13 protein-coding genes are annotated in these 20,247 nt (G+C 58.4%); 5 read left to right on the plus strand and 8 right to left on the minus strand.

All coding sequences use genetic code 11. The annotated features are described in order from the left end of the window. Positions 1–48: 48 nt before the first annotated feature. The gene (locus FBR45_RS05770; RefSeq protein WP_138500174.1) at positions 49–4,731 is read left to right on the plus strand and encodes a translocation/assembly module TamB domain-containing protein; all 4,683 of its coding nucleotides are present in this window, start codon (positions 49–51) and stop codon (positions 4,729–4,731) included. A gap of 12 nt (positions 4,732–4,743) precedes the next feature. Here the strand turns inward: FBR45_RS05770 and FBR45_RS05775 are convergent, their stop codons facing one another. From FBR45_RS05775 to FBR45_RS05805, 7 genes are all read right to left on the minus strand, one after another. Continuing rightward, the gene (locus FBR45_RS05775; protein WP_138500176.1) at positions 4,744–5,520 is read right to left on the minus strand and encodes a LytR/AlgR family response regulator transcription factor; all 777 of its coding nucleotides are present in this window, start codon (positions 5,518–5,520) and stop codon (positions 4,744–4,746) included. A 7-nt stretch (positions 5,521–5,527) separates the two neighbouring features. Beyond that, a complete protein-coding gene (locus FBR45_RS05780) occupies positions 5,528–6,571 on the minus strand; it encodes a sensor histidine kinase (RefSeq protein ID WP_138500178.1) in 1,044 nt (347 codons plus the stop codon). Positions 6,572–6,579: 8 nt separating this feature from the next. Further along, on the minus strand, positions 6,580–7,272 hold the full coding sequence (locus FBR45_RS05785) for a hypothetical protein (protein WP_138500180.1): 693 nt from the start codon (positions 7,270–7,272) through the stop codon (positions 6,580–6,582). Then, positions 7,269–8,414 (minus strand): serine hydrolase domain-containing protein, encoded by a 1,146-nt coding sequence (locus FBR45_RS05790; RefSeq protein WP_138500182.1) that lies wholly within the window; start codon positions 8,412–8,414, stop codon positions 7,269–7,271. The genes FBR45_RS05785 and FBR45_RS05790 overlap by 4 nt, the downstream gene beginning before the upstream one ends. An 18-nt stretch (positions 8,415–8,432) precedes the next feature. Further along, positions 8,433–9,035 carry a hypothetical protein gene (locus FBR45_RS05795; protein ID WP_138500184.1) on the minus strand — a complete coding sequence of 201 codons (603 nt, stop codon included), beginning with the start codon at positions 9,033–9,035 and terminating at the stop codon, positions 8,433–8,435. A gap of 129 nt (positions 9,036–9,164) precedes the next feature. Further along, positions 9,165–9,581: a hypothetical protein gene (locus FBR45_RS05800; RefSeq protein ID WP_138500186.1), complete on the minus strand. Its 417-nt coding sequence runs from the start codon at positions 9,579–9,581 to the stop codon at positions 9,165–9,167. Positions 9,582–9,722: 141 nt separating this feature from the next. Beyond that, entirely contained in the window at positions 9,723–10,865 is a 1,143-nt protein-coding gene (locus tag FBR45_RS05805; RefSeq protein WP_394344357.1) for an NAD(P)/FAD-dependent oxidoreductase, read from the minus strand. A 33-nt stretch (positions 10,866–10,898) separates the two neighbouring features. Between FBR45_RS05805 and FBR45_RS05810 the strand changes: the two genes are divergently transcribed. Further along, positions 10,899–12,884, plus strand: a complete 1,986-nt coding sequence (locus FBR45_RS05810; protein WP_138500189.1) for an alpha-amylase family protein — start codon at positions 10,899–10,901, stop codon at positions 12,882–12,884. A gap of 47 nt (positions 12,885–12,931) precedes the next feature. Next, positions 12,932–13,957 carry an SPASM domain-containing protein gene (locus FBR45_RS05815; protein WP_138500191.1) on the plus strand — a complete coding sequence of 342 codons (1,026 nt, stop codon included), beginning with the start codon at positions 12,932–12,934 and terminating at the stop codon, positions 13,955–13,957. 116 nt (positions 13,958–14,073) lie between these two features. Here FBR45_RS05815 and FBR45_RS05820 read toward each other — a convergent pair whose 3' ends face one another. Then, on the minus strand, positions 14,074–16,821 hold the full coding sequence (locus tag FBR45_RS05820; protein ID WP_138500193.1) for a glycoside hydrolase family 78 protein: 2,748 nt from the start codon (positions 16,819–16,821) through the stop codon (positions 14,074–14,076). Between the two features lie 111 nt (positions 16,822–16,932). On the opposite strand from FBR45_RS05820, the gene FBR45_RS05825 reads away from it, so the two are divergent. After that, complete coding sequence (locus FBR45_RS05825) at positions 16,933–17,973, plus strand: GntR family transcriptional regulator (RefSeq protein WP_246082120.1); 1,041 nt, start codon at positions 16,933–16,935, stop codon at positions 17,971–17,973. A 123-nt stretch (positions 17,974–18,096) separates the two neighbouring features. Continuing rightward, positions 18,097–20,226: a bifunctional aldolase/short-chain dehydrogenase gene (locus FBR45_RS05830; RefSeq protein ID WP_138500195.1), complete on the plus strand. Its 2,130-nt coding sequence runs from the start codon at positions 18,097–18,099 to the stop codon at positions 20,224–20,226. Positions 20,227–20,247: the final 21 nt, after the last annotated feature.

The raw sequence follows: 20,247 nt of genomic DNA on the forward strand, positions 1-20,247 counted from the left end.
GCATAGCTTTTCCCGCATACACTACCCGATCAGGCATTTCCGGACCGAATGCGTCAGTTTCTCGTCATATTTCTCAAGACACTTCTCTATCTGTTCCTGACGGCGATAGGGTTGCTGGTTGGCGTTATACTGGGGCTTCAGATTCCGGCCGTGCAAACCCGGCTGGCGCAGGAGGGCGCCACCTACCTGTCCGACAAACTTAAGTTTCCCGTTACCGTCGGGGGCGTATCGGTCAAGTGGTTCGACTCCATCACCCTCGAAGATGTCAGCATCCGCGATCTGCAGAACCGGCCCATGATCCGGGTAGGGCGGCTGGATGCCAACTACAACCTCCGTAACCTGATCGACTCGTCGGCGCATAACCTGCATCTGGACGAGGTGGTGCTCTACCGCCCCAATGTGCAGATGATCAAGAACCCGGCCAACGGCGATACCAATCTGGACGATTTCATCGCGCGCATCGAAGAGCTGACGTCCGACCCCACTAAACCCAGCATCCCAAACCAGAACGTGCCGTTCACGGTGGCCCGGGTCACCCTGGCCGATGGGTCCTATACGCTCTACGACCCGCGCGAGCCGCTGCTCAACAATCCGAACCGCTTCGATTACGATCACTTCACGATTCAGCACATCAACGCCGATGTCAGCAATCTGCTCATTCTGGGCGATACCGTGGCGCTCGATATCAAGGGCCTGTCGGGCGTCGATCGTGACTCGCGGCTGAAGATCCGGCAGCTGGATACCAAACTTCTGTACTGCAACACCAAGCTGGAACTGGCGCAGCTGTACGCGCACATTGGTAATTCGATTATCCGCAACGAACTGGTTTTTCAGTACAAAAAACCGTCGGCATTCGGGCATTTCAACAGCCAGGTGACCATGCGCGCTAATTTCCGCAACAGCCAGGTGCGGTCTAAAGACCTGGGCTTTTTCTCCGATTACCTGCGCGGCCTGGAGGAAACCTGGCTGCTTTCGGGTCAGTTTAAAGGGACCGTGGAGGATTTCCGCCTGAGCCGGACCGACCTGCGGTTTGGCGCGGGGGGCCGGAGCCGGCTGGCGGGCGATCTGGCCTGGAAAGGACTGCCCGATATTGACCGGACCACGGTGGCCTTTGCCTTTACGCCCTCGGTGGTGAACATGGCCGACATCCGACAGTATTACCCCGACCCGGCTTTTAACCAGACTGTACAGAAGCTCGGAACCGTAGCCTTCAACGCCACCTTTGCGGGGGCCTTCGATGACTTTAAAACCAAAGGGGATTTCCGCACGGCGCTGGGCCAGGTGACGGGCGATCTGGCGCTGAAGCTCGGCAACCAGGCCGACCCGACTACCTACGTCGCCAATCTGAAAGCAACTGCGCTGAACCTCGGTCAGCTCATCGACCAGCCTGAGCAGTTCGGCCTGCTCGACGGCGAAGGGCGCATCATAGGGCGTGGTACCGACCTGGCCCGGGCCAGCGTCGATGTCGATGCCCGGCTGGCCCGTTTCGGCTGGCAGCGCTACGAGTACCGGAATCTGACCCTGCGCGGCAATCTGCAAAAGGCATTTTTTCACGGGCAGCTGGGACTGAATGATCCTAACGCAGTACTGGCCGTGGATGGCGAGTTTGACATGCAGGGCGCTCGCAATCGGTTCGATCTGCACGGCACCGTGAAGAAGGCTGACCTGCGGGCACTGGGCTATCTGAGCGACTCCCTGGTGGTACAGGCCGATCTGGATGTGCAGCTGACGGGAAATAAGCTCGATGATCTGGTCGGGAGCATCGCCCTGCAGAACGCTGAACTGAGCCTGAACCGGCGCAACCTGAGCGTAGGTACGCTGACGTTGCAATCGACGGTTGAGCGGACTAGCGCACCAGCCGCGCTGCCCGGTCGCGATTCGGTCAGCAACCAGCGCTATTTCGACCTGGACTCGGAGTTTCTGACGGCCCGGCTGCAGGGGGCGTTCCAGCTTCAGCACACATTCGACGATCTGACCCGGCTGGCACGCGAATACCAGCTCTATTTTGAGGGCGATGCTGCCGGGATGAAAACCTACTACGAGCAGAAGCGACTGCGCGCCCGCCGGTCGGGTCAGGCTGCTGCGTCGCGCTACGGCGTCGATTTTCAGTTTACGGCCAAAGACACCCGGCCGCTGCTGACGTTTCTGGCGCCAACCTACCATGTTGCGTCGGCTTCGCGGCTCGAAGGTCGGTTTACGGTCGACAGCCTGTCGTTTCTGACAGCTACGCTCAAAACGGATTCTATGCGGCTCGGCTCGCTGGCGTTTGGCCGGAGCGAACTCGACCTGACCAGCTCCAAATACACCTACGATCAGGCCGTGCTGGCCTCGGCGGTCCTGAGTTCAGACCGGCAGACGTTTAGCTCGCTGCTGCCCACCCAGCAGCTGCAGGCCGAAGCCTCGTGGGACGTCGATCATATCGAGTTCACGAGCAGTATCGAGCAGGTCGGCAGTACCAACCGGGCTAACCTGAACGGCGAGCTGCGGTTCAAAGGCGATGCCATCGACCTGACCTTCCGCCCGTCGCGACTGCGCGTACTCAACGGCGACTGGGTACTGAATCCGGCCAGCCTGATCCGGAAGGTGGGCGATGAATACACCCTCCGCAACGTGTCGGTGCAGAATCAGGATCAGCTTATCCGCGTATCGGGTCAGATTTCGCCCGACACCACCCAGCATCTCGACATGGTGGCTCAGAACTTCCGGCTGGCGTCGCTCAATCCGGTCCTGCTTACCAGCCTTGGCGGGATTCTCAACGGTAGCCTGTCGCTGCGTGACATCTACGAAACTCCCATTGTTGAGAGCGAGCTGGCTGTCAATGCCCTCTCGTACGATAACGCCCTGATTGGCGACGTACATGGGCGGCTGGCCTGGGATCAGTCGGCCCAGCGGCTCAACGTCAACGCCGACGTTAACCGCAACGGAGCCAGTGTGCTGACCCTGACGGGGAACTACACGCCCCAGCAGAAAGCCAGTCCGCTGGCCCTCAGCGCCAGTGTGAACGAGGCCGACCTGCACGTACTGGAAGCGTTTACGACCGGTCTCTTCTCCAACCTGGGCGGTACGGCCAGTGGTAAAATTGCCGTTACGGGTCAGCCATCGGCACCCGTTTTCAAGGGAGAGCTGGCCGTAAAAGGGGGCCGGGGGCGCTTCGACTACCTTAAAACTGACTTTACCTTCGACGATGTCATCTATTTCGGGGAGAACGAGATTATTACCCGCCGACTGACCCTGCGCGACACCGACGGCAATACCGCTCAGCTGCGAGGTGGGGTGTATCACGACGGATTTCGGTATTTTACCCTGGGATTCGATGCCGATTTCAAGAACTTTAAAATTCTGAATACGACGGCCAAAGACAACGACCTGTTCTACGGCCAGGCCATTGTGACGGGCAAGGCCGAACTCTACGGACCGCTCAATAATCTCACCATCCGGGCCAACGCGACCAGTAATAAAGGCACGCGCATTTTTATTCCGCTCGACGGGGCTACATCGGTCGCGTCAGATGATCGGATTCGGTTCGTGAACCGGAGCGCGCTGACGGCTGGTCAGCCTGCCAGACCCACCGACGCCACACCAGCTTCGGGCGACGTTGACCTGTCGCGGATTCAGATGGACTTTAACTTCGACATTACACCCGACGCGTATTGCGAAATTCAGCTGGACCGGCAAACGGGCGACATCATCAAAGCCTACGGCCAGGGTCGGCTTGGCATGAAAGTCGATACCGAAGGCGACTTCACCATGACGGGCAGCTACGAGATCCAGAAAGGTGATTATACGTTCACCTTCCAGAATGTGATCAACAAACGATTCCAGATACAGCCCAACAGCCGGATCACCTGGACGGGCGATCCCTACGGCGCCCTGCTCGACGTAACGGCGGCTTATACCCAGTATACCTCGCTGGCTCCGCTGCTGGCAGTAAACGGCACTACAAACCGAACCGCCGATCAGTCGCGCCGGTACCCGGTCGATCTGCTCATCAAACTGAACGGCGAGCTGGGGGCCCCCGCCATCAGCTACGACCTCGACGTGAAGGAATACCCGGCGTCGTCGGATTTCCGGCAGGCGGTGACCAGCTTCGAGTCGCGGTTGCAGAGCAACGAGCAGGAACTGACCCGGCAGGTCAGCAGTGTTCTCCTGTTCAACCAGCTGTTGCCCGAAGGTACGAGCCTCTTCGATCAGAATCAGGTCAACTCAGGCGTGGCCAACAGCGTGAGCGAGCTGCTCTCTAACCAGATCAGCCGACTGGCCTCCAACCTGGACGAAAACCTGGATGTGGGGGTATCGTTTGGCGGGTTCACGGGCTTCGGTACGCAGCAGAACGAAAACCTGCTCAACAATCTGCAACTCCGGTTCTCGTATCGGCTCCTGAACGACCGGCTCCGGATCAGCCGCGACGGTGGGTTTACGTATGGCCAGAGCCAGTACAACGCGGCCAGCCTGCTCGGTGAGTGGACACTCGAGTACTTCATTACGTCTGATGGCCGATTGCGCGCCAAGATGTATAACCGCAATCAGCAGAGCATACTGGGGCAGGGGAGTATCAACAGCACCATTACCACGGGTGGTGGACTGAGCGTACTCTATACCCGCTCGTTCAACCGGCTCTTCAACGTCCGGCGGCCAACGCCCGGCATACAGTCGATCCCGCCCGCCCCCAGCGAGCCGTCCCCCACGGCGCCCAGCTCCATCACCACCTTCACAAGCCGGGGCGCTTTCTAGCCGGCCGGAAACTTATTCGCCCAGCCAGGCTCTGAACTCACCGGCTTTGTCGCGACTGATAAAAATTGCTTCGTCGACAGGAAGTTTGAGGTCCAGTTTCAGCCGACCGTTGAAGTGGATATGCACCCGCTGGATAACCTGCGCATGCAGGATAAACTGCCGGTTCGCTCGGAAAAATAAGTTCGGGTTGAGTCGGCTTTCGAGTTCATCGAGGGTGTAATCCATGAGCAGCGCGCGCTGATCCCAGGTGTGTACGAACGTGAGCCGCTCGCGGGTCGAAAAATAAGCCATCTCGGCCACATCGACCGGCAGCAGCCGCGATCCCTGTTTAAGCAAAAACCGGTCGCGGTAATCGGGCTGGGCAGTCGGTTCGGGGCGCAGGCTAGCGATCAGCTCACGCAGGTCGGTGCTGGCGCGAGCCGCCCCGAAGAGCCGCTGCATGTCGCGGAATTTCTCCAGGCTCCGGCGCAGGGCTGTTTCGTCAATGGGTTTCAGCAGGTAATCGACGCTATGCACCTGGAAAGCCCGGAGGGCGAAGGCATCGTAAGCCGTCGTAAAAATGACCGGACATCGTACCTCGACCTGGTCGAAAATCTCGAAGCTTTGCCCGTCAACCAGCTCAATGTCGGCCAGTAACAGATCGGGCTGCGGGTGCGTCTGAAACCACTGGGTCGCGCCGACCACGCTGTCGAGTACGGCAAGCACGCTGATGGCGGCATCGAAGTCCTGAATCATGGTCCGGAGCTGCCGGGCGGCCAGTGGCTCATCTTCAATAATCAGTACGTTCATAGGCTGGTCAGGGGGTCTGGACAGGCTTCATAAGGGGGACTTTTACGGCGAAGGTGGCTGCGTTTTCGTGAATTTCCACGTCGGGCTGGTTGAGCAGCCGGTACTTCTGACTGATGGTCAGCAACCCTTTTTTGTCCGACGCCACATCGGAACGGGGCCGGCGCTGCAGGTTATTTTCGACGACCAGAAACGCTTCGTCCTGATCGTAAATCCGGATCGTGAGGGGCTGGGTTGCGCTGACGACATTGTGCTTCACGGTATTCTCGACCAGGAGCTGCAGGGTCAGCGGGGGCAGTCGGTAGTGGCGATAGGCCGGATTGATGGCAACGTGGAGCTGCAGGCCATCTTCGAAGCGGGTCTTGAGCAGGTTGATGTAAGCATGCGTAAAGGCCAGCTCACTCTCCAGCGAAACCAGGAGCTGGTCGTTGCTTTGCAGCAGATAACGGTACACCTGCGCCAGATCACCGATGAACTGCATCGCTTTCGGATTTTCGTTGGCCTTCACCAGCGCCTGCAGGGTGTTCAGGCTGTTGAACAGGAAATGCGGCTGCACCTGGCTGCGGAGCGAGCTGAGCTGCATTTCGAGCTGCGCGCGCTGTAGCTCTTCGGCCTCCCGCTTGGTACGAAGCCACTGCCTGAAAAAGTAGCGCGATTCATAGATCGATACAATAATTGCCAGATTGAACAGGCCGATGCCGAGCATGAACGGAATATCGCCGGTATCCCAGTCCGGTTGGTTCGCGAAGACCCAGTAGCGGGCCAGCATAATGCGGGCGCCGACCAGCAGGGCTGTTACGGGCAAGCCGACCAGGCCCAGCCAGATCAGCCGTTGCCGGGTGCGCTCCAGGCCCGCGTATCGGCGCTGGGCCTGTATAACCAGCCACCGAACCGTAAACCAGGTCATGTACAGCGTTACGATCCCGTACGGCACAAACCGCCAGGGACTCACGGTAGCGTGTACCAGCGTAGAGAGATTAAAGAATACGGTGGCTACCGCCCAGAGAATGAGCGGTCCGGCCAGTCGCAGGGTCTTATCGTTTAGTCCGTTCATGGTTCGTTTTATAACCTCAGCTCAACCCACAGCCCAAACCCGACGTGCCAGAGCGCATAATGCCCCAGCCGGATCATGAGCCCGGCCAGAAATCCATACTTTCTGAAAAAATAGGCCTGCAACAGATTCATCAGATACCCACTGGCAAAACTATACGCGATCAGGGCCGGTGAGTCGGTGATGAGCTGCTCCAGCGGTTCAACCAATGACGAGAGGCCCGCCAGTAGCCAGAACAGGCCCGTATGCCGGGGATTGGTAAGCGCGTACCGGCCAACCAGCCACATCAGAACCGGAATGGGCAGGAGCCGGTACAGAACGTCGACATACAGCGCGCCCGAGCCGTACAGCAGTATCGAATAGGGAAATGGTTGCATGAAGAACAGGAGTGCGGTAACCGGTTCGGGATGGATGACCCCCACAAAAACCAGTACATCGGCCAGTGCGAAGAGAAACCCGATGGCCAGAGGTCGACCCAGGCGCTGCCAGTTGGTGACGCGCGGATCGAGCAGGTCGGCGAAGCCCGTGCGGGGCGCCAGCCAGACGCCCACCGTGCCGAGGGCTACCAGCCCGACGCTATCCCAGCCAAACTGCCGGAGGTTCGCTACGCCCTGGCTATCGAGGTAGCGGCCCAGCCCGACCGTAATCAGGCAGAAGCCAATCAAACCGGCGTAGATCTGAAGCGATGAGCGGGATGCTGTCATTTCATGAGTCGGTCCATAAGCCGTTTGTCGGAGCCGTTGCCGTTGTTTTTATACAAGACAAATACGCCCCGATTGTGGGGAAAGTAAAGCAGGTTGGCTTCGATACCCACCGAGCCGCCGTTATGGCCGTAGGCCAGTCCCAGTCCGGTTTTCCAGTGTTCTACGCCCAGCCCATACTCGCAGTCGCCGTTGGGACAGCTGGGGAGCCGGGTGTGATTGAGCATCTCCGTCAGCCAGGCGTCGCTGAGCAGTTTACCACCAAAAAGCGCTTCGGCAAACGTAGCCAGGTCGGCCGCTGTCGAGATGATCCCGCCGTCGGCTTCGCCATCGCTGTCGGCCCGATCCCAGTGGCTGACATCGAACAGGCGTCCATCGCCGTAGAGGTCGGCATAGCCACGCACCAGCTGGCTATCGTCCCGCACCTCAATATAGGTGTCGTTGAGCGCGAGTGGTTTGAAAATCCAGTCGTTTAGTACGCTTTGGAGGGGTTTGCCGGTTTGCTGCTCCAACAGTTTTCCCAGCAGCCAGTAGTTGGCATTGCTGTAGCGCCAGCCGGTTCCTGGCGTGAAGTGCAGCGGTTTCCCGTATACATAGGTGTCCAGTAACTGATCGGTGGTCAGGCTGAACCGTTCCGGCGCGTTATCGACGATGCGGAGCTGATACCGGATGCTTTCGTTGGGTGGATCGGTGAGGCCACTCGTATGCGACAGCAGGTGCCGCAGGGTGATCTGGTCGGCCTGCGGAATACGACCAGCGGTATGCGGCAGCAGGGTCGCCAGCCGGTCGTCGAGCCGGAGTTTGCCCTGCTCCGCCAGTTTCAGAACCGCTACGGCTACAAACATCTTGGTGATACTCCCAACCCGGAACTGGCCACAAGGCTGTATGTCGGTCTGGTGTTCCAGATTGGCTTTGCCGACGGCACCGATCCAGCGTGGTTCGCCCGGTTTTTGAATGAGCAGGATGCTACCCGGCGCAACCGACTGCTGCCGGTACTGCTGTAGTTCGGTCAGGTAAGTCTGGTGGCGCGGATGCCGGGCGTAGGCCGACAGGCCGCAGGGAAGAGGGGTGGGTTGTGGAACGGCCAGGGGCTCGCAGCCCATGAGCAGGCCCAGCAGAGCAGGCCAGTAAGCAGATAAGTTCATGATCGGGATGAGGATGGGTTACGGATTGACCGGAAATCGGGTGCCTATGTGCAGGGCTGAGTGGGGCAGCACCGGAATGCCCCGGTTGCTGAAGGGCGTTTCGACGAAGGCTTCGTAGCGGGTAAATAGGGTGACCGGCATCGTTGTCTGCCGCCCGAACTGGTAGCCGACCCCCGCGCTGACCGAAGGCATGGCGCGCAGCATCCAGCGGGACGCCGGCCTGAAATCCCCGGTTTCGGTTCGTTCGTATCGACGGAGCTGCTGCGATAGTCCCAGCGCGCCCAGGCCAACAAAACCTTCGGCAAAGAAGCCACCTATGAATTTGCGGTACCCTAGTTCGGTATTCAGGTACAGGCCGCTTTGCAGGCCCCGATGGTGGTAAAAGCCGACATTCAGCGTCTGAATTAGCTGCGAACCCGGCCGGTTGCGGTAATAAAACTCTGTGCCAATGCGAACGCCAAGGTTAGGTCGGCGCAAAAAACCTTTAAAAGTGGGCAGGCTAACCGACTCGGAGAAGAGCGAGATCGTCAGAGGGCGGGCTGGTGGACGGATGGGATCGTTCTGGGCGAGGGCGATCTGAGCGGAGAGCATTGCCAGGGCCAGAGTGTGTCTGATAGTCATTGTCTTTGTTGGTTACGGAGCAAAATTAAACCCCGGCTTACCGAAGCAGACCGGGGTAGGTATGAAGGGCTCGTAAAGCGTACTGAGTCGTCTGAAAGAGCGCCCGAGCCGTAGGGGCTGACCAACAACTTAGTTCAGACTGACCGACCGAACGGGCTTTTCGGCTTTAGGCGTAATCAGTTTAAAGTCATACTGATCTTCCGTGTTTTTGCTGGAGATACGAACGCTATAAGCGCCGTCTTCCAGATCGGCCACGTTGAATCGGAGCCGGAATATTTCTCCTTTCTTCCCGATCGTCTGATGAGCCAGCACCCGGCCGCTTTCGTCGGCAATGAACACACGCACCAGCTGGCCAGCAGGTTTCTCCACGTTTACGTTAATGACTTCCCCCGAAGGTGACGAGTACAGACGGTGACGAACAGCGGTTTTAACCAGGTGGTCGTCGGTCGGTTTGGCTTCGGCCGCACTGGCCGTAAGGGCAATCAGCCCACAGAATGAACCTAGCAGAAGCAGGCCCAGCAGAATTGATTTGACTACAGTTTTCATGTTGTGTTCAGTAGTTTCTGGTTGTTGTTTAATTTGAACACAACAAAGGTATGGCGACCTAAATCGCTACAGAATAGGGGGTTATATGAAGTGCGTAAAAGCCGTTCTGAACGGATGAATTGCCCGTATGAAGCGTGCCGATCAGGCAATGACCTGACCGTGGGTTTGCCGCATAACCGTGCGCAGGGCCGGTTTGAACGCGCCAAAAGCCCGGATTCCCGCTTCGGTCAGCCAGGGTCGGCCAAACAGTTTCTGCACGGTGCGGCCGACCCACAAACGCCGGGCAAACTGCGCTGACCAGGCCTGCTGGTAGTGACGCTCCAGCGCCGGGCGACTGAGTTGATTACGCAGAAAAGCGTCAGACAACTCACTGACGAGTTTGGCCCCATGAATGGCCATGGCCATGCCGTTACCGCAGAGGGGCGTTATCAGCCCGGCCGAGTCGCCTGCCATCAGCAGATGCTGGTCAACCGCCTGTTTGGGCGCGAACGAAATTTCGTTGATCACTTCGGGTTTGGCGTACAGGAACGTGGCCCGGTCGAAAACGGCTTTCAGGTGCGGGTTCTGATGAAGCACCGCCCGCTCCATAGCCGGAATGTTGCCGTACCGGCGCAGGTTGGCGCGGGTGGTGAGGTAGCAGACGCAGTACCCATCGTTTTCAATGGCCGACATACCGCAGTAGCCATCCGAAAAGTTGTGCAGCGCAATAACGTCGGTGGGTAGATCGATCCGGACGTGGTATTTCACCCCGATGTAAGGTGAAGGTTGGTGCATGAAGGGTCGGTCTAGGGTTTTGTCGAGCCGCGACCGTTTGCCAAAGGCGCCGATAACGAGCCGGCCTGACAGGGTCTGTCCGTGGCTGAAGGTAACGGTGAACACATCGTCCTGAAACGACACGTCCTCGACCGACTGGCCCAACAGGAATGTTACCCCGGCGGCTCGCGCCCGCTGAAAGAGTTCGTAGTCGAGCGTATAGCGGCTGATTCCGAAACCGCCCAGATCGAGCGGACTGCTGAGCAGCCGACCCGAGGGCGACGAAATCTCGAAACGCCGGATGTCGGCCGCGCCCAGTCCCGCCAGATCAATGCCCAGCGATTCGACGTAGGCCCTGACTTCGTTGGAGACGTATTCGCCACAAACCCGGTGAAACGGGTACGTTTTTCGTTCGATCAGCGTGACGGTATGGCCCGCCCGCGCCAGTTCCAGTGCGCTGACCAAACCGGCGAGTCCTCCGCCTGCTACGATAACATCCTGCATACTAAGCATGACAAACAAAGCTGACATTTGGTTTTGTGAAAACCGTTTTACATTTGCCCCATGCCTACAACCCTCAACGAACTGATAGCCGACTGGCAACAACAGCATGCCACCCACACCGACGCCTACCTGTCGGGCCGATCGTCATTCATACCCGGTTTGTTACCCCAGACCGCCGTTCAGTTTTCGGTCTATCAGACCCTGGATCTGCTGCACAAACGGCTGGGTACCGACCTGCTGCGTCGGGCGCTCGACCCGGCCGAAACCATTCCCAGCCCCGTAGCCCGGGAAACCGACGGGGGCTGGCTGAAACAGAGCAACATGGTTGGCGTAAACGTCCGCACAATCGGTTCGTTCTGGAAAACGGTGCAGTATACCCTAACCCTGCCCGCCTGCCACGACAGTATCCACCTGCTGCCGATCTGGGAGCCGGGCGTGGTCGGGAGCCTGTACGGCATGGTCAGCTGGCAGATCAACCCGGAATTTTTCGACACCGACCTGGCTCAGTACGTTCCCGCTCTTAATACGGTAGAGAAGCAGCTGAAGGCCGTTATTAACCTTCTCCATGCCACGGGGCGCACGGTGGGGATGGACGTTATTCCGCATACCGACCGGTTTTCGGAGATGGTACTGACCCACCCGTCGCTGTTCGAGTGGGTACATCGCGATAAGGCGCGTATCGTTGATCATACCAGCCACGTGTACCGCTACGTGGAAGAAGCCATCTGGCAGTTTTTGCGGTTTCAGGGAGCCGCTGACGGTTCCCCACTCAATTTTTCCAAAGATACTTTCTTTGCCTCGAACCGGTCCGACGGACCCCATCTGCTGCTGACCGATGAGCAGCGGGTGCGGATGCTGTTTGGTAATCCGGCCGATTATGGCGGGCGCCTGAACCGCCGACTGGCGCTGATTCGGCATCTGGTCGCGCAGGGGTACGAAACCCTGCCCATGACCATGGGACCGCCGTACCGGGGGTTGCATATCGACCCAATCGATTTCGTAATCGATGACTTCGGGCAGCGCTGGTACCAGTACGCATTCGATCGGCCGCAGCAGATGTCCAGAGTGTTTGGGCCGCTGGCCCGGTACCGCTTCTACGAGTCGAAAGACAACAACGAAAAATGGGAACTCGACTTCAACCGGCCCAACTATGCCGCCTGGGATTACATCTGCCGACGCGTGCACGATTGCCAGCGAACCTATAACTTCGATTTCATGCGGGGCGACATGGCCCATGTGCAGATGCGGCCGGACGGCGTCCCCGACATGATCGGGCATTATTACGACCCCCTCCGGTCCATCAAACGCTACGTTCGCGGCAACGGCGTTGCGTATTTCGGGTTCTTCGCAGAAACGTTCCTGGCTCCGCCCGATGTGATGGGCTACGGGGACGAACTCGACCACCTCGATGCCATCGAAGCCGACTCGACCCTGGGCGATCTTCAGTCGCTGGTTGTTGGGTCCGATGAATTCGTACGGCAGTTTACCCTCTACGATCAATACCGCCAGGTGCGCCGGTTTGCGCCGAATTTTACGGTGATGACCGCTGACAAGGACGACCCACGCTTCGATGAATTTTACCGGACCGGCAATCTGTTCCGCTACTTTACGGCACTGTTTCTGACCGATTGGCCGAGTTATACGGGGCTGGGTTTTGAAGTGCGTAATCAGCACGACGAGCGCGGAGCCAACGAAGAATATACCAAGCTGTACGTGTTTCGGATCGAGGATGACCGCGAAACCGACAAGGTGACACACGGTCCGTTTGTCTGGGGCGAAAATGCCAATCAGTTTGTTATCATCACCCGCATTCGTCAGGTTGCCGAGCAAATCTGGCCCGATATTGAGAAGAAACCGACCCGCTGGCTCACTTCGCCCGCCGACCAGCAAGGCTATCTGGCCTGGACACATGCCGAAGAGAGTGGTTATATCTTTGCGGCCAGCATGACCGGAGCGTTGCCAGCTACCGTTGCTGGCACAGAAAACGGTGAAGTCATTTTTGACGAAGCCGGCTGCCGGGTCTGGCGGCTTGAAGTGGGCGAATAGCCGGGAGAATGGTGGGTTAAGAACCGTTCAGGACGTACCTTTACCTCATGAATCGTAATATACTCGACGGTCTTAATTTTGCTTCCAAGCTGACGCCCAAACGCGTAGCCAATGCGCTGAAGGTGGTGTCGAGTTATTACCGATCGCGGCAAACGGGGCAGTCAGTGCATCGGGGGTTGCCTATGTCGGTATCGTTTGAGCCCACTACCTCCTGCAACCTGCGCTGCCCCGAATGCCCCAGCGGCCTGCGGTCCTTCACACGGCCTACGGGTATGCTCGGTGAAGATTTGTACAAACGAACGATCGATGAGCTCCACGAAACGCTGTTGTATCTGATTTTCTATTTTCAGGGTGAGCCGTATCTGCATCCGCAGTTTCTGGAGCTGGTCCGATACGCTACCGACCGGAACATCTACACGGCTACCAGCACCAACGCTCACTACCTGACCGACGCGAACGCCCGTAAAACGGTAGAGTCGGGTCTGGATCGGCTGATTATCAGCATAGATGGTACAACCCAGGAGGTATACCAGCAGTATCGGGTGGGCGGCCGGCTGGAGAAAGTACTCGAAGGCACGAAGAATATTCTGCGCTGGAAGAAAGAGCTGAAGTCCCGCACGCCCCATGTCGTATTCCAGTTTCTGGTTGTGAAGCCCAACCAGCACCAGATTGCGGAGGTGAAGAAGCTGGCCCGCGAGCTGGGCGTTGACGAAGTAGGGCTTAAAACCGCGCAGATTTACGACTACGAACAGGGGTCGGACTTGATTCCGACGCTGGATCAGTACAGCCGGTATGCGGCACAGGCCGACGGAACGTACCGCATCAAGAACGGTTTTGGCGACCATTGCTGGAAGATGTGGCATTCCTGCGTCATCACCTGGGATGGTCTGGTAGTACCCTGCTGCTTCGATAAAGACGCGCACCACCGGCTGGGCGATCTGCAAACCGAATCGTTTGCCAATCTCTGGCATGGTCCGGCTTACCACGACTTCCGGCAAACGCTGCTCCGGTCGCGCTCCGACATCGAGATGTGCCGCAACTGCACCGAAGGCACAAAGGTCTGGGCCGATTAGGCCGCAGTTACGCAGTCAAGGCAATGCATTAGCCGCCACCTGCCAGCCCAGCGCCGTAGGTGCGTATGATAGGATATGCTCATACCGAACCTACGGCACCTGCAGCACCGGATGGGCTATTTCTCGGGATAGGTGAATGTGTACTCACCCGATCCGATTTCCATGGCCAGCGACCCTTTGTCGGGCGTAATGTTTCGACAGTCGGGAACCTGGGCCAGCGGTTTGCCACTTTCGGTAACGCTACCGGCTTCGGCACGGGGTAGCCGGATCAGGGCTGTCGTGTTGGCCGGTACCCTGATCCGAACCACCAGCTGGCCGTCTTTCCGTTCCCAGCCCGACTCGATGTCGCCGTAGGGACTCTTCATAGCCGCTTTGGCAAACGTCAGCCGGTCGGTCGGCTGTGGCTGAACCCGGATTTGCTTGTAACCCGGCTGGCCAAGTTCGATACCCGCCACAACGCGGTACATCCAGTCGCCGATGGCGCCGTAGGCATAGTGGTTGAACGAGTTCATGCCTTCATCCTGAAAAGTGCTGTCGGGTTTGATACCGTCCCAGCGCTCCCAGATCGTTGTTGCCCCCATCCGAACGGGATACAGCCAGGAAGGATAGGTTTCCTGCAGCAGCAGATCATAGCCCACATCGGTAAACCCATTGTCCGACAGAACGTGGCAGAGATAGGGCGTACCCAGGAAGCCGGTCGAGAGGTGGTTTTTGCGGCTCCTGATGTCGTTGACGAGATGTTGAGTTGCCAGCGGACGCAGCTCGTCGGCCAGCAGGTTAAAGTTCAGCGCCAGCACATAGGCCGTTTGCGAGTCCGATGCGATACGACCCGAGGGCGTAACGTACTCGCGCTGAAAGGTAGCTTTGATCGACTCGAACAGGTCGCCATACTGCCGGGCGTCGTCGGTTTTGCCCAGCACTGTCGCGGCCTTACGGAGCAGATCGGTCGAGTAGGCATAGAACGCGGTCGCGATCATATCGCCATTGGTATAACCGTCGGGTTCGGTATGACTGTACATGTGTGGTTTGTAGAACAGCCAGTCGCCGAAGACGCTGCCGCTTTTCCAGATGTTGGTAGCCCCGGCTTTCTTCCGGATGTAGTCGACGTACGCTTTCATGCTGGGGTACTGGGTTTCGAGCAGCCGCCGGTCGCCATAGAGGTTATACATGGTCCAGGGGCCAATGGTGGCGATGTCGCCCCAGCCCGCCGAGGTGGCTACGTCGCGGTTGCCCGTCTTCGGATCGACCCGGCTCAGGATGTCGGGTACCACAAAAGGTACGGCCCCTTCGGCACTCTGATCGGCGGCCACGTCGGCCAGCCAGCGGGTAAACAGAGCCGCCACCCCCCGGTTGAATCCCGCCGTGCGGCAAAAGGCCTGCGCATCGCCGGTCCAGCCGAGTCGCTCGTCGCGCTGCGGACAGTCGGTCGGTACGTCGACAAAGTTGCCTTTCTGCCCCCATTCGATATTGCGTTGCAGCTGATTGATCAGCGCGCTGGAGCACTCGAACCGGCCCGTAGGGGGCATGTCGGTATGGATCACGACGCCGGTCAGGTGCTCCGGTTTCAGCTCGCCCGGGAAACCGTCAACGGCTACGTACCGGAATCCCATGAAGGTGAAGTGAGGCTCATAGACTTCGTTGCCGCTGCCGCTGAGGGTGTAGGTCAGCTCCTGTTTGGCCTGGCGCAGGTTGGTGGTATAAAACTCGCCTTTCTTGTCGAGCACTTCGGCATGGCGGATGCGTACCGTTGTGCCGGCCGGTCCGCTCACCCGCAACCGTATCCAGCCGGTCATGTTCTGGCCGAAGTCGGCTACCAGCGTGCCCGACGGCGTCCGGAAAATACGCTGGGGTTTCAGCTCTTCCTGCCGCCGGACGGGCTCACTAACGGTAGCCCGCAGGTTGGTAAGCGGGTAGCTGGCGACGCGCACCGCCGACCAGTCAGTCCCTCCCGCACCTGCGCCCGGTGCATCCCAGCCTGCCCGGCTCAGGCGGGCGTCGTAGGTCTCGCCGTCGTACAGTTCCGATTGCCGGATGGGGCCGTTGGTGCTGTACTGCCAGCTGCCATCAGTGCCGATCACGTCGGTGGTGCCATCGGTATACCGGATCACCAGCTGAGCCAGTAATCCAAGCCGGTTGCCGTAATACTTGGCGTTGTTCGTAAACCCGATCACGCCGGCATACCAGCCTTCGCCAACCTGAGCCCCAACCACGTTGGCACCGACCCGGAGCTGGCTGGTTATGTCGTACACCTGATACTGAAGCCGTTTGGAATAAACCGTCCAGCCCGGGGCCAGCAGTTCATCGCTAACGCGCTGACCGTTCAGCCGGAGTTCGTACATGCCGTGGGCGGTAGCGTAGGCGCGGGCCGACGCTACCTTCCTGGTGATCGAAAACGGCTTCCGGAGCATGATGGCCGGGGCTCCTGTTTTAACGGTATCGGCAGGCTCGATCCAGGTGGCCCGCCAGTCGGCAGCAGACAGCAGCCCCATTTCCCAGTACGCGGCTGGGCTCCACGAACCCACTTTGCCGGTCTGGTCGTAGGCGCGTACCCGCCAGTAGACCCGCTGCCCCGAGCGCAGGGCCGGTCCCTCGTAGGGAAGGAGTACTGAAGCATCGGACGGTATCTTGCCCGAGTCCCAGCCTAGTTTTTTGAAGGTTGGCGCGTCCGATGTCTGGATTTGATACGCGGTTTGGCGTAGGTTGCGTCCGGTACCGGTCAGCTGCCAGCTCAGGCGGGGCTTCGTCTCGTCGAGGCCCAGCGGATTGGTGCGGTGTTCGCAGGTTAACGCCACAGGGCTGAGCTGGGCGTGAACGGGCGAATAAAGCCATAAACTAAGTAAAACAAGTAACACAGCAGGTCTCATAAGTACGTAAAGTCAATCGTTTACAGATCGGTAGCAGTCGGGCCAAAGGTGTGGGGCTGTTGCCGGTCAACTTACCTACTCATTCCTATAAAAACCAAACTTTTTGTTGGAATGAGTAAATTTATCGCCATGAATACCGCATCGCTTATCCGGATCAACGACCAGTCGAGTACCCCAAAATACCAGCAGATCTATGAATCGGTAGTCGAAGGCATCGAGCATGGCGACAGTCGGCCGGGCGATAAGCTGCCGTCGATCCACGAGATCAGCGCCGAGTTCAACGTGGCCAAGCGCACCGTTGAGCGGGCCTACGATCGGCTGAAAGAACAGGAAATCATTGTGGCCGTAAAGGGGAAAGGCTATTACATCAACCACTCGCCGGTGGGGCGTAATCTGAAAATATTCCTGCTGTTCAATAAGTTAAGTGCTCACAAGAAGATTATCTACGATTCGTTCGTAGAGACCGTCGGGCCCGACGTTACCATCGACTTTTACATTTACAACAACGACTTCCGACTGTTCAAAGCCTTGCTCGAGAAAGAAGGCGCCCGGCATACGCATTATGTCATCATCGGCCATTTTTTCAACGGCGACGAACAGGCCCGGCAGCTTATCGATCAGTTGCCCAGGCATAAATTGCTGGTGCTCGACAAACATATTGACGGGCTATCGGGTCAGTATGCCGCCGTGGTGCAGAATTTCGAGAAAGACCTCATGCAGGCACTGACCGAAGCCCTGCCGCTGCTGCGTAAGTACAGGACGCTGAACCTGCTGTTTCCGGCCCAGAGTTACCACCCGCGCGCTATCCTGAACGGTTTTTACCGGTTCTGTTACGAACATGACTTTACGGCCCATGTCATCCATGATATTGATAGCGAAGTTATTACGGGTGGAAATGCCTATATCAACATCATGGAAGATGATCTGGTCACGCTGATCAAGAAAATAAAGGCTACCTCGTATTCGGTAGGGCAGGAGGTCGGTATTCTTTCGTATAACGAAACGCCCCTGAAAGAAATCCTGCTGGATGGTATCACCGTGATGTCTACTGATTTTGCGCAGATGGGCCGCACAGCCGCCCAGCTAATTCTGGAGAACAGCTGCCGTCAGGTCGAGAACCCGTTTCAGCTCATTGTTCGTCAGTCGCTGTAAAGGAATACCCGCTCCGCTGAGGTTGTCCGAAGAGCCCGGCCTGGTTTGTCGGGTCAGTAGGCATGTATAGGAAAGTGACCCCGCCCGAACCCAGCTACTTTGTCGGGCCAACTTATTGAACCCATGATTGCAACCCCGAATACATTTCGACACGTCAGTTACCTCTGGGATGAGACCAGGGCCGCTCAGTTCGATGCGTTACCCCAGCCCGACCGGGAAGTGGCGCTGCTCATTTATCGCTCTAACCTGCTGGGTGCCGACCTGCGGCTGACCAACTACGGCGGAGGGAACACCTCCTGCAAAGCCATGGCTCCCGACCCGCTGACCGGCCAGTCGACGGAGGTAATGTGGGTGAAAGGGTCGGGGGGCGACATCGGCACGCTGAAGAAAAGCGGGCTGGCGGCTCTGTATATGGATCGGCTCCATGCCCTGAAAACGATATATCGGGGATTGGCACATGAAGATGAGATGGTTGAGCTGTTCAACCACTGTATCTACGACCTGGCGTCGAAAGCACCGTCGATTGATACGCCCCTGCACGCTTTTCTGCCTTTCAAACACATCGATCACCTTCACCCCGACGCGGCCATTGCCATTGCGGCCGCAGCCGACGGACGAGCCATCACCCAGGAGCTGTTTAACGGCGAAATCGGCTGGGTCGACTGGCAGCGTCCGGGGTTTGATCTGGGGCTGAAACTGGTGGCCTGCGTAGCCGAAAACCCGAATCTGCGCGGCATCATGCTGGGATCGCATGGCCTGTTCACCTGGGGCGATACGGCCTACGAAAGTTATGTCAATACGCTCGAAATCATCGAGCGTTGTGCTAACTACCTGGAGGAGAAAAGTACCAAACCTGCTTTTGGCGGGGCGGCTCGTGAGTCACTGCCTGCCGATCAGCGTCAGCAGCAGGCGGCTCAGCTCGCTCCGTTGCTGCGGGGACTGTGCTCGGCCGAACGCCCCATGGTGGGGCACTTTACCGACGATGAGCGGGTGATGACGTTCATCAACTCGACCGATCTGGCCCGGCTGGCGCCGATGGGAACCAGCTGCCCCGACCATTTTCTGCGGACCAAGATCAAGCCGCTGGTGCTGGAAGCAGTCGAATCGTTATCGCAGCGCCCGGCCGATGACCTCCGTACCTACCTGACCGATCAGTTTGAGCAGTACCGCGCCGATTATACCGCCTACTACGAAGCCTGCAAACACCCCGACAGCCCGGCCATTCGTGACCGGAACCCGGTGGTGATTCTGCTACCGGGGGTAGGTATGTTCACCTTTGCCAAAGACAAGCAGACGGCTCGGGTGGCGGCCGAATTTTACATCAACGCCATCAACGTGATGCGGGGCGCGGAGGCCATCTCGTCGTACACCTCGCTGCCCCGGCAGGAAGCGTTTAACATCGAATACTGGTTGCTGGAAGAAGCCAAGCTGCAGCGGATGCCGAAGCCCAGACCGCTAACGGGCCGGGTAGCGCTGATTACGGGCAGTGCGGGCGGTATCGGAAAAGCCATTGCCAAACGCTTTGCCGACGAGGGAGCCTGCGTGGTGCTGAACGATAACGATGCCGACCGGCTGGCCGGTGCCGACGCCGAGTTCAGGAACCAGTACGGTCGCGACACCCACGCCCAGGCCCTTCTGGACGTTACGGTAGCGGCCACGATCCGCGGTGCCTTCGATACCGCCAGCCTGGCGTTTGGGGGCGTCGATATCGTGGTCAACTGCGCCGGCATCTCCATCTCCAAACCCATTGAAGAACACACGGAGAAAGACTGGGATCTGCTGTACGACATACTCGTTAAAGGGCAGTTTCTGGTTACGCAGGCCGGGGTCGACATCATGCGTAAGCAGGGCATCGGGGGCGACGTGCTGAACATCGTCTCGAAAAATGCGCTGGTATCGGGTCCCAATAACGCAGGCTACGGATCGGCCAAAGCGGCCCAGCTGCACCTGAGTCGACTGAACGCGGCCGAGCTGGGCAAAGATCATATCCGGGTGAACGTAGTCAATCCGGATGCGGTCATCGCCGACAGTAAAATATGGGCCGGGGCCTGGGCCGAGGGACGCGCCAAAGCCTATGGCGTACCGGTCGAAGAGTTGCCCGCCTATTACGCCAAACGAACCCTGCTCAACGAAATTATCCTGCCCGACGATATTGCCAATGCGTGTTTCGCCTTCGTGGGGGGGCTGCTCAATAAATCGACCGGCAACGTGCTGAATGTAGACGGTGGTGTTGCCATGGCTTTTGTTCGGTAAACCAGTAACCGATTATTCCTG

This window comes from Spirosoma lacussanchae, from assembly GCF_005870035.1.
GTDB lineage: Bacteria > Bacteroidota > Bacteroidia > Cytophagales > Spirosomataceae > Spirosoma > Spirosoma lacussanchae.

Coding starts and splice junctions, on each gene's coding strand:
- FBR45_RS05770 (WP_138500174.1), top strand. CDS start 49: ATGCGTCAGTTTCTCGTCATATTTCTCAAGACACTTCTCTATCTGTTC.
- FBR45_RS05775 (WP_138500176.1), bottom strand. CDS start 5,520: ATGAACGTACTGATTATTGAAGATGAGCCACTGGCCGCCCGGCAGCTC.
- FBR45_RS05780 (WP_138500178.1), bottom strand. CDS start 6,571: ATGAACGGACTAAACGATAAGACCCTGCGACTGGCCGGACCGCTCATT.
- FBR45_RS05785 (WP_138500180.1), bottom strand. CDS start 7,272: ATGACAGCATCCCGCTCATCGCTTCAGATCTACGCCGGTTTGATTGGC.
- FBR45_RS05790 (WP_138500182.1), bottom strand. CDS start 8,414: ATGAACTTATCTGCTTACTGGCCTGCTCTGCTGGGCCTGCTCATGGGC.
- FBR45_RS05795 (WP_138500184.1), bottom strand. CDS start 9,035: ATGACTATCAGACACACTCTGGCCCTGGCAATGCTCTCCGCTCAGATC.
- FBR45_RS05800 (WP_138500186.1), bottom strand. CDS start 9,581: ATGAAAACTGTAGTCAAATCAATTCTGCTGGGCCTGCTTCTGCTAGGT.
- FBR45_RS05805 (WP_394344357.1), bottom strand. CDS start 10,865: ATGTCAGCTTTGTTTGTCATGCTTAGTATGCAGGATGTTATCGTAGCA.
- FBR45_RS05810 (WP_138500189.1), top strand. CDS start 10,899: ATGCCTACAACCCTCAACGAACTGATAGCCGACTGGCAACAACAGCAT.
- FBR45_RS05815 (WP_138500191.1), top strand. CDS start 12,932: ATGAATCGTAATATACTCGACGGTCTTAATTTTGCTTCCAAGCTGACG.
- FBR45_RS05820 (WP_138500193.1), bottom strand. CDS start 16,821: ATGAGACCTGCTGTGTTACTTGTTTTACTTAGTTTATGGCTTTATTCG.
- FBR45_RS05825 (WP_246082120.1), top strand. CDS start 16,933: ATGAGTAAATTTATCGCCATGAATACCGCATCGCTTATCCGGATCAAC.
- FBR45_RS05830 (WP_138500195.1), top strand. CDS start 18,097: ATGATTGCAACCCCGAATACATTTCGACACGTCAGTTACCTCTGGGAT.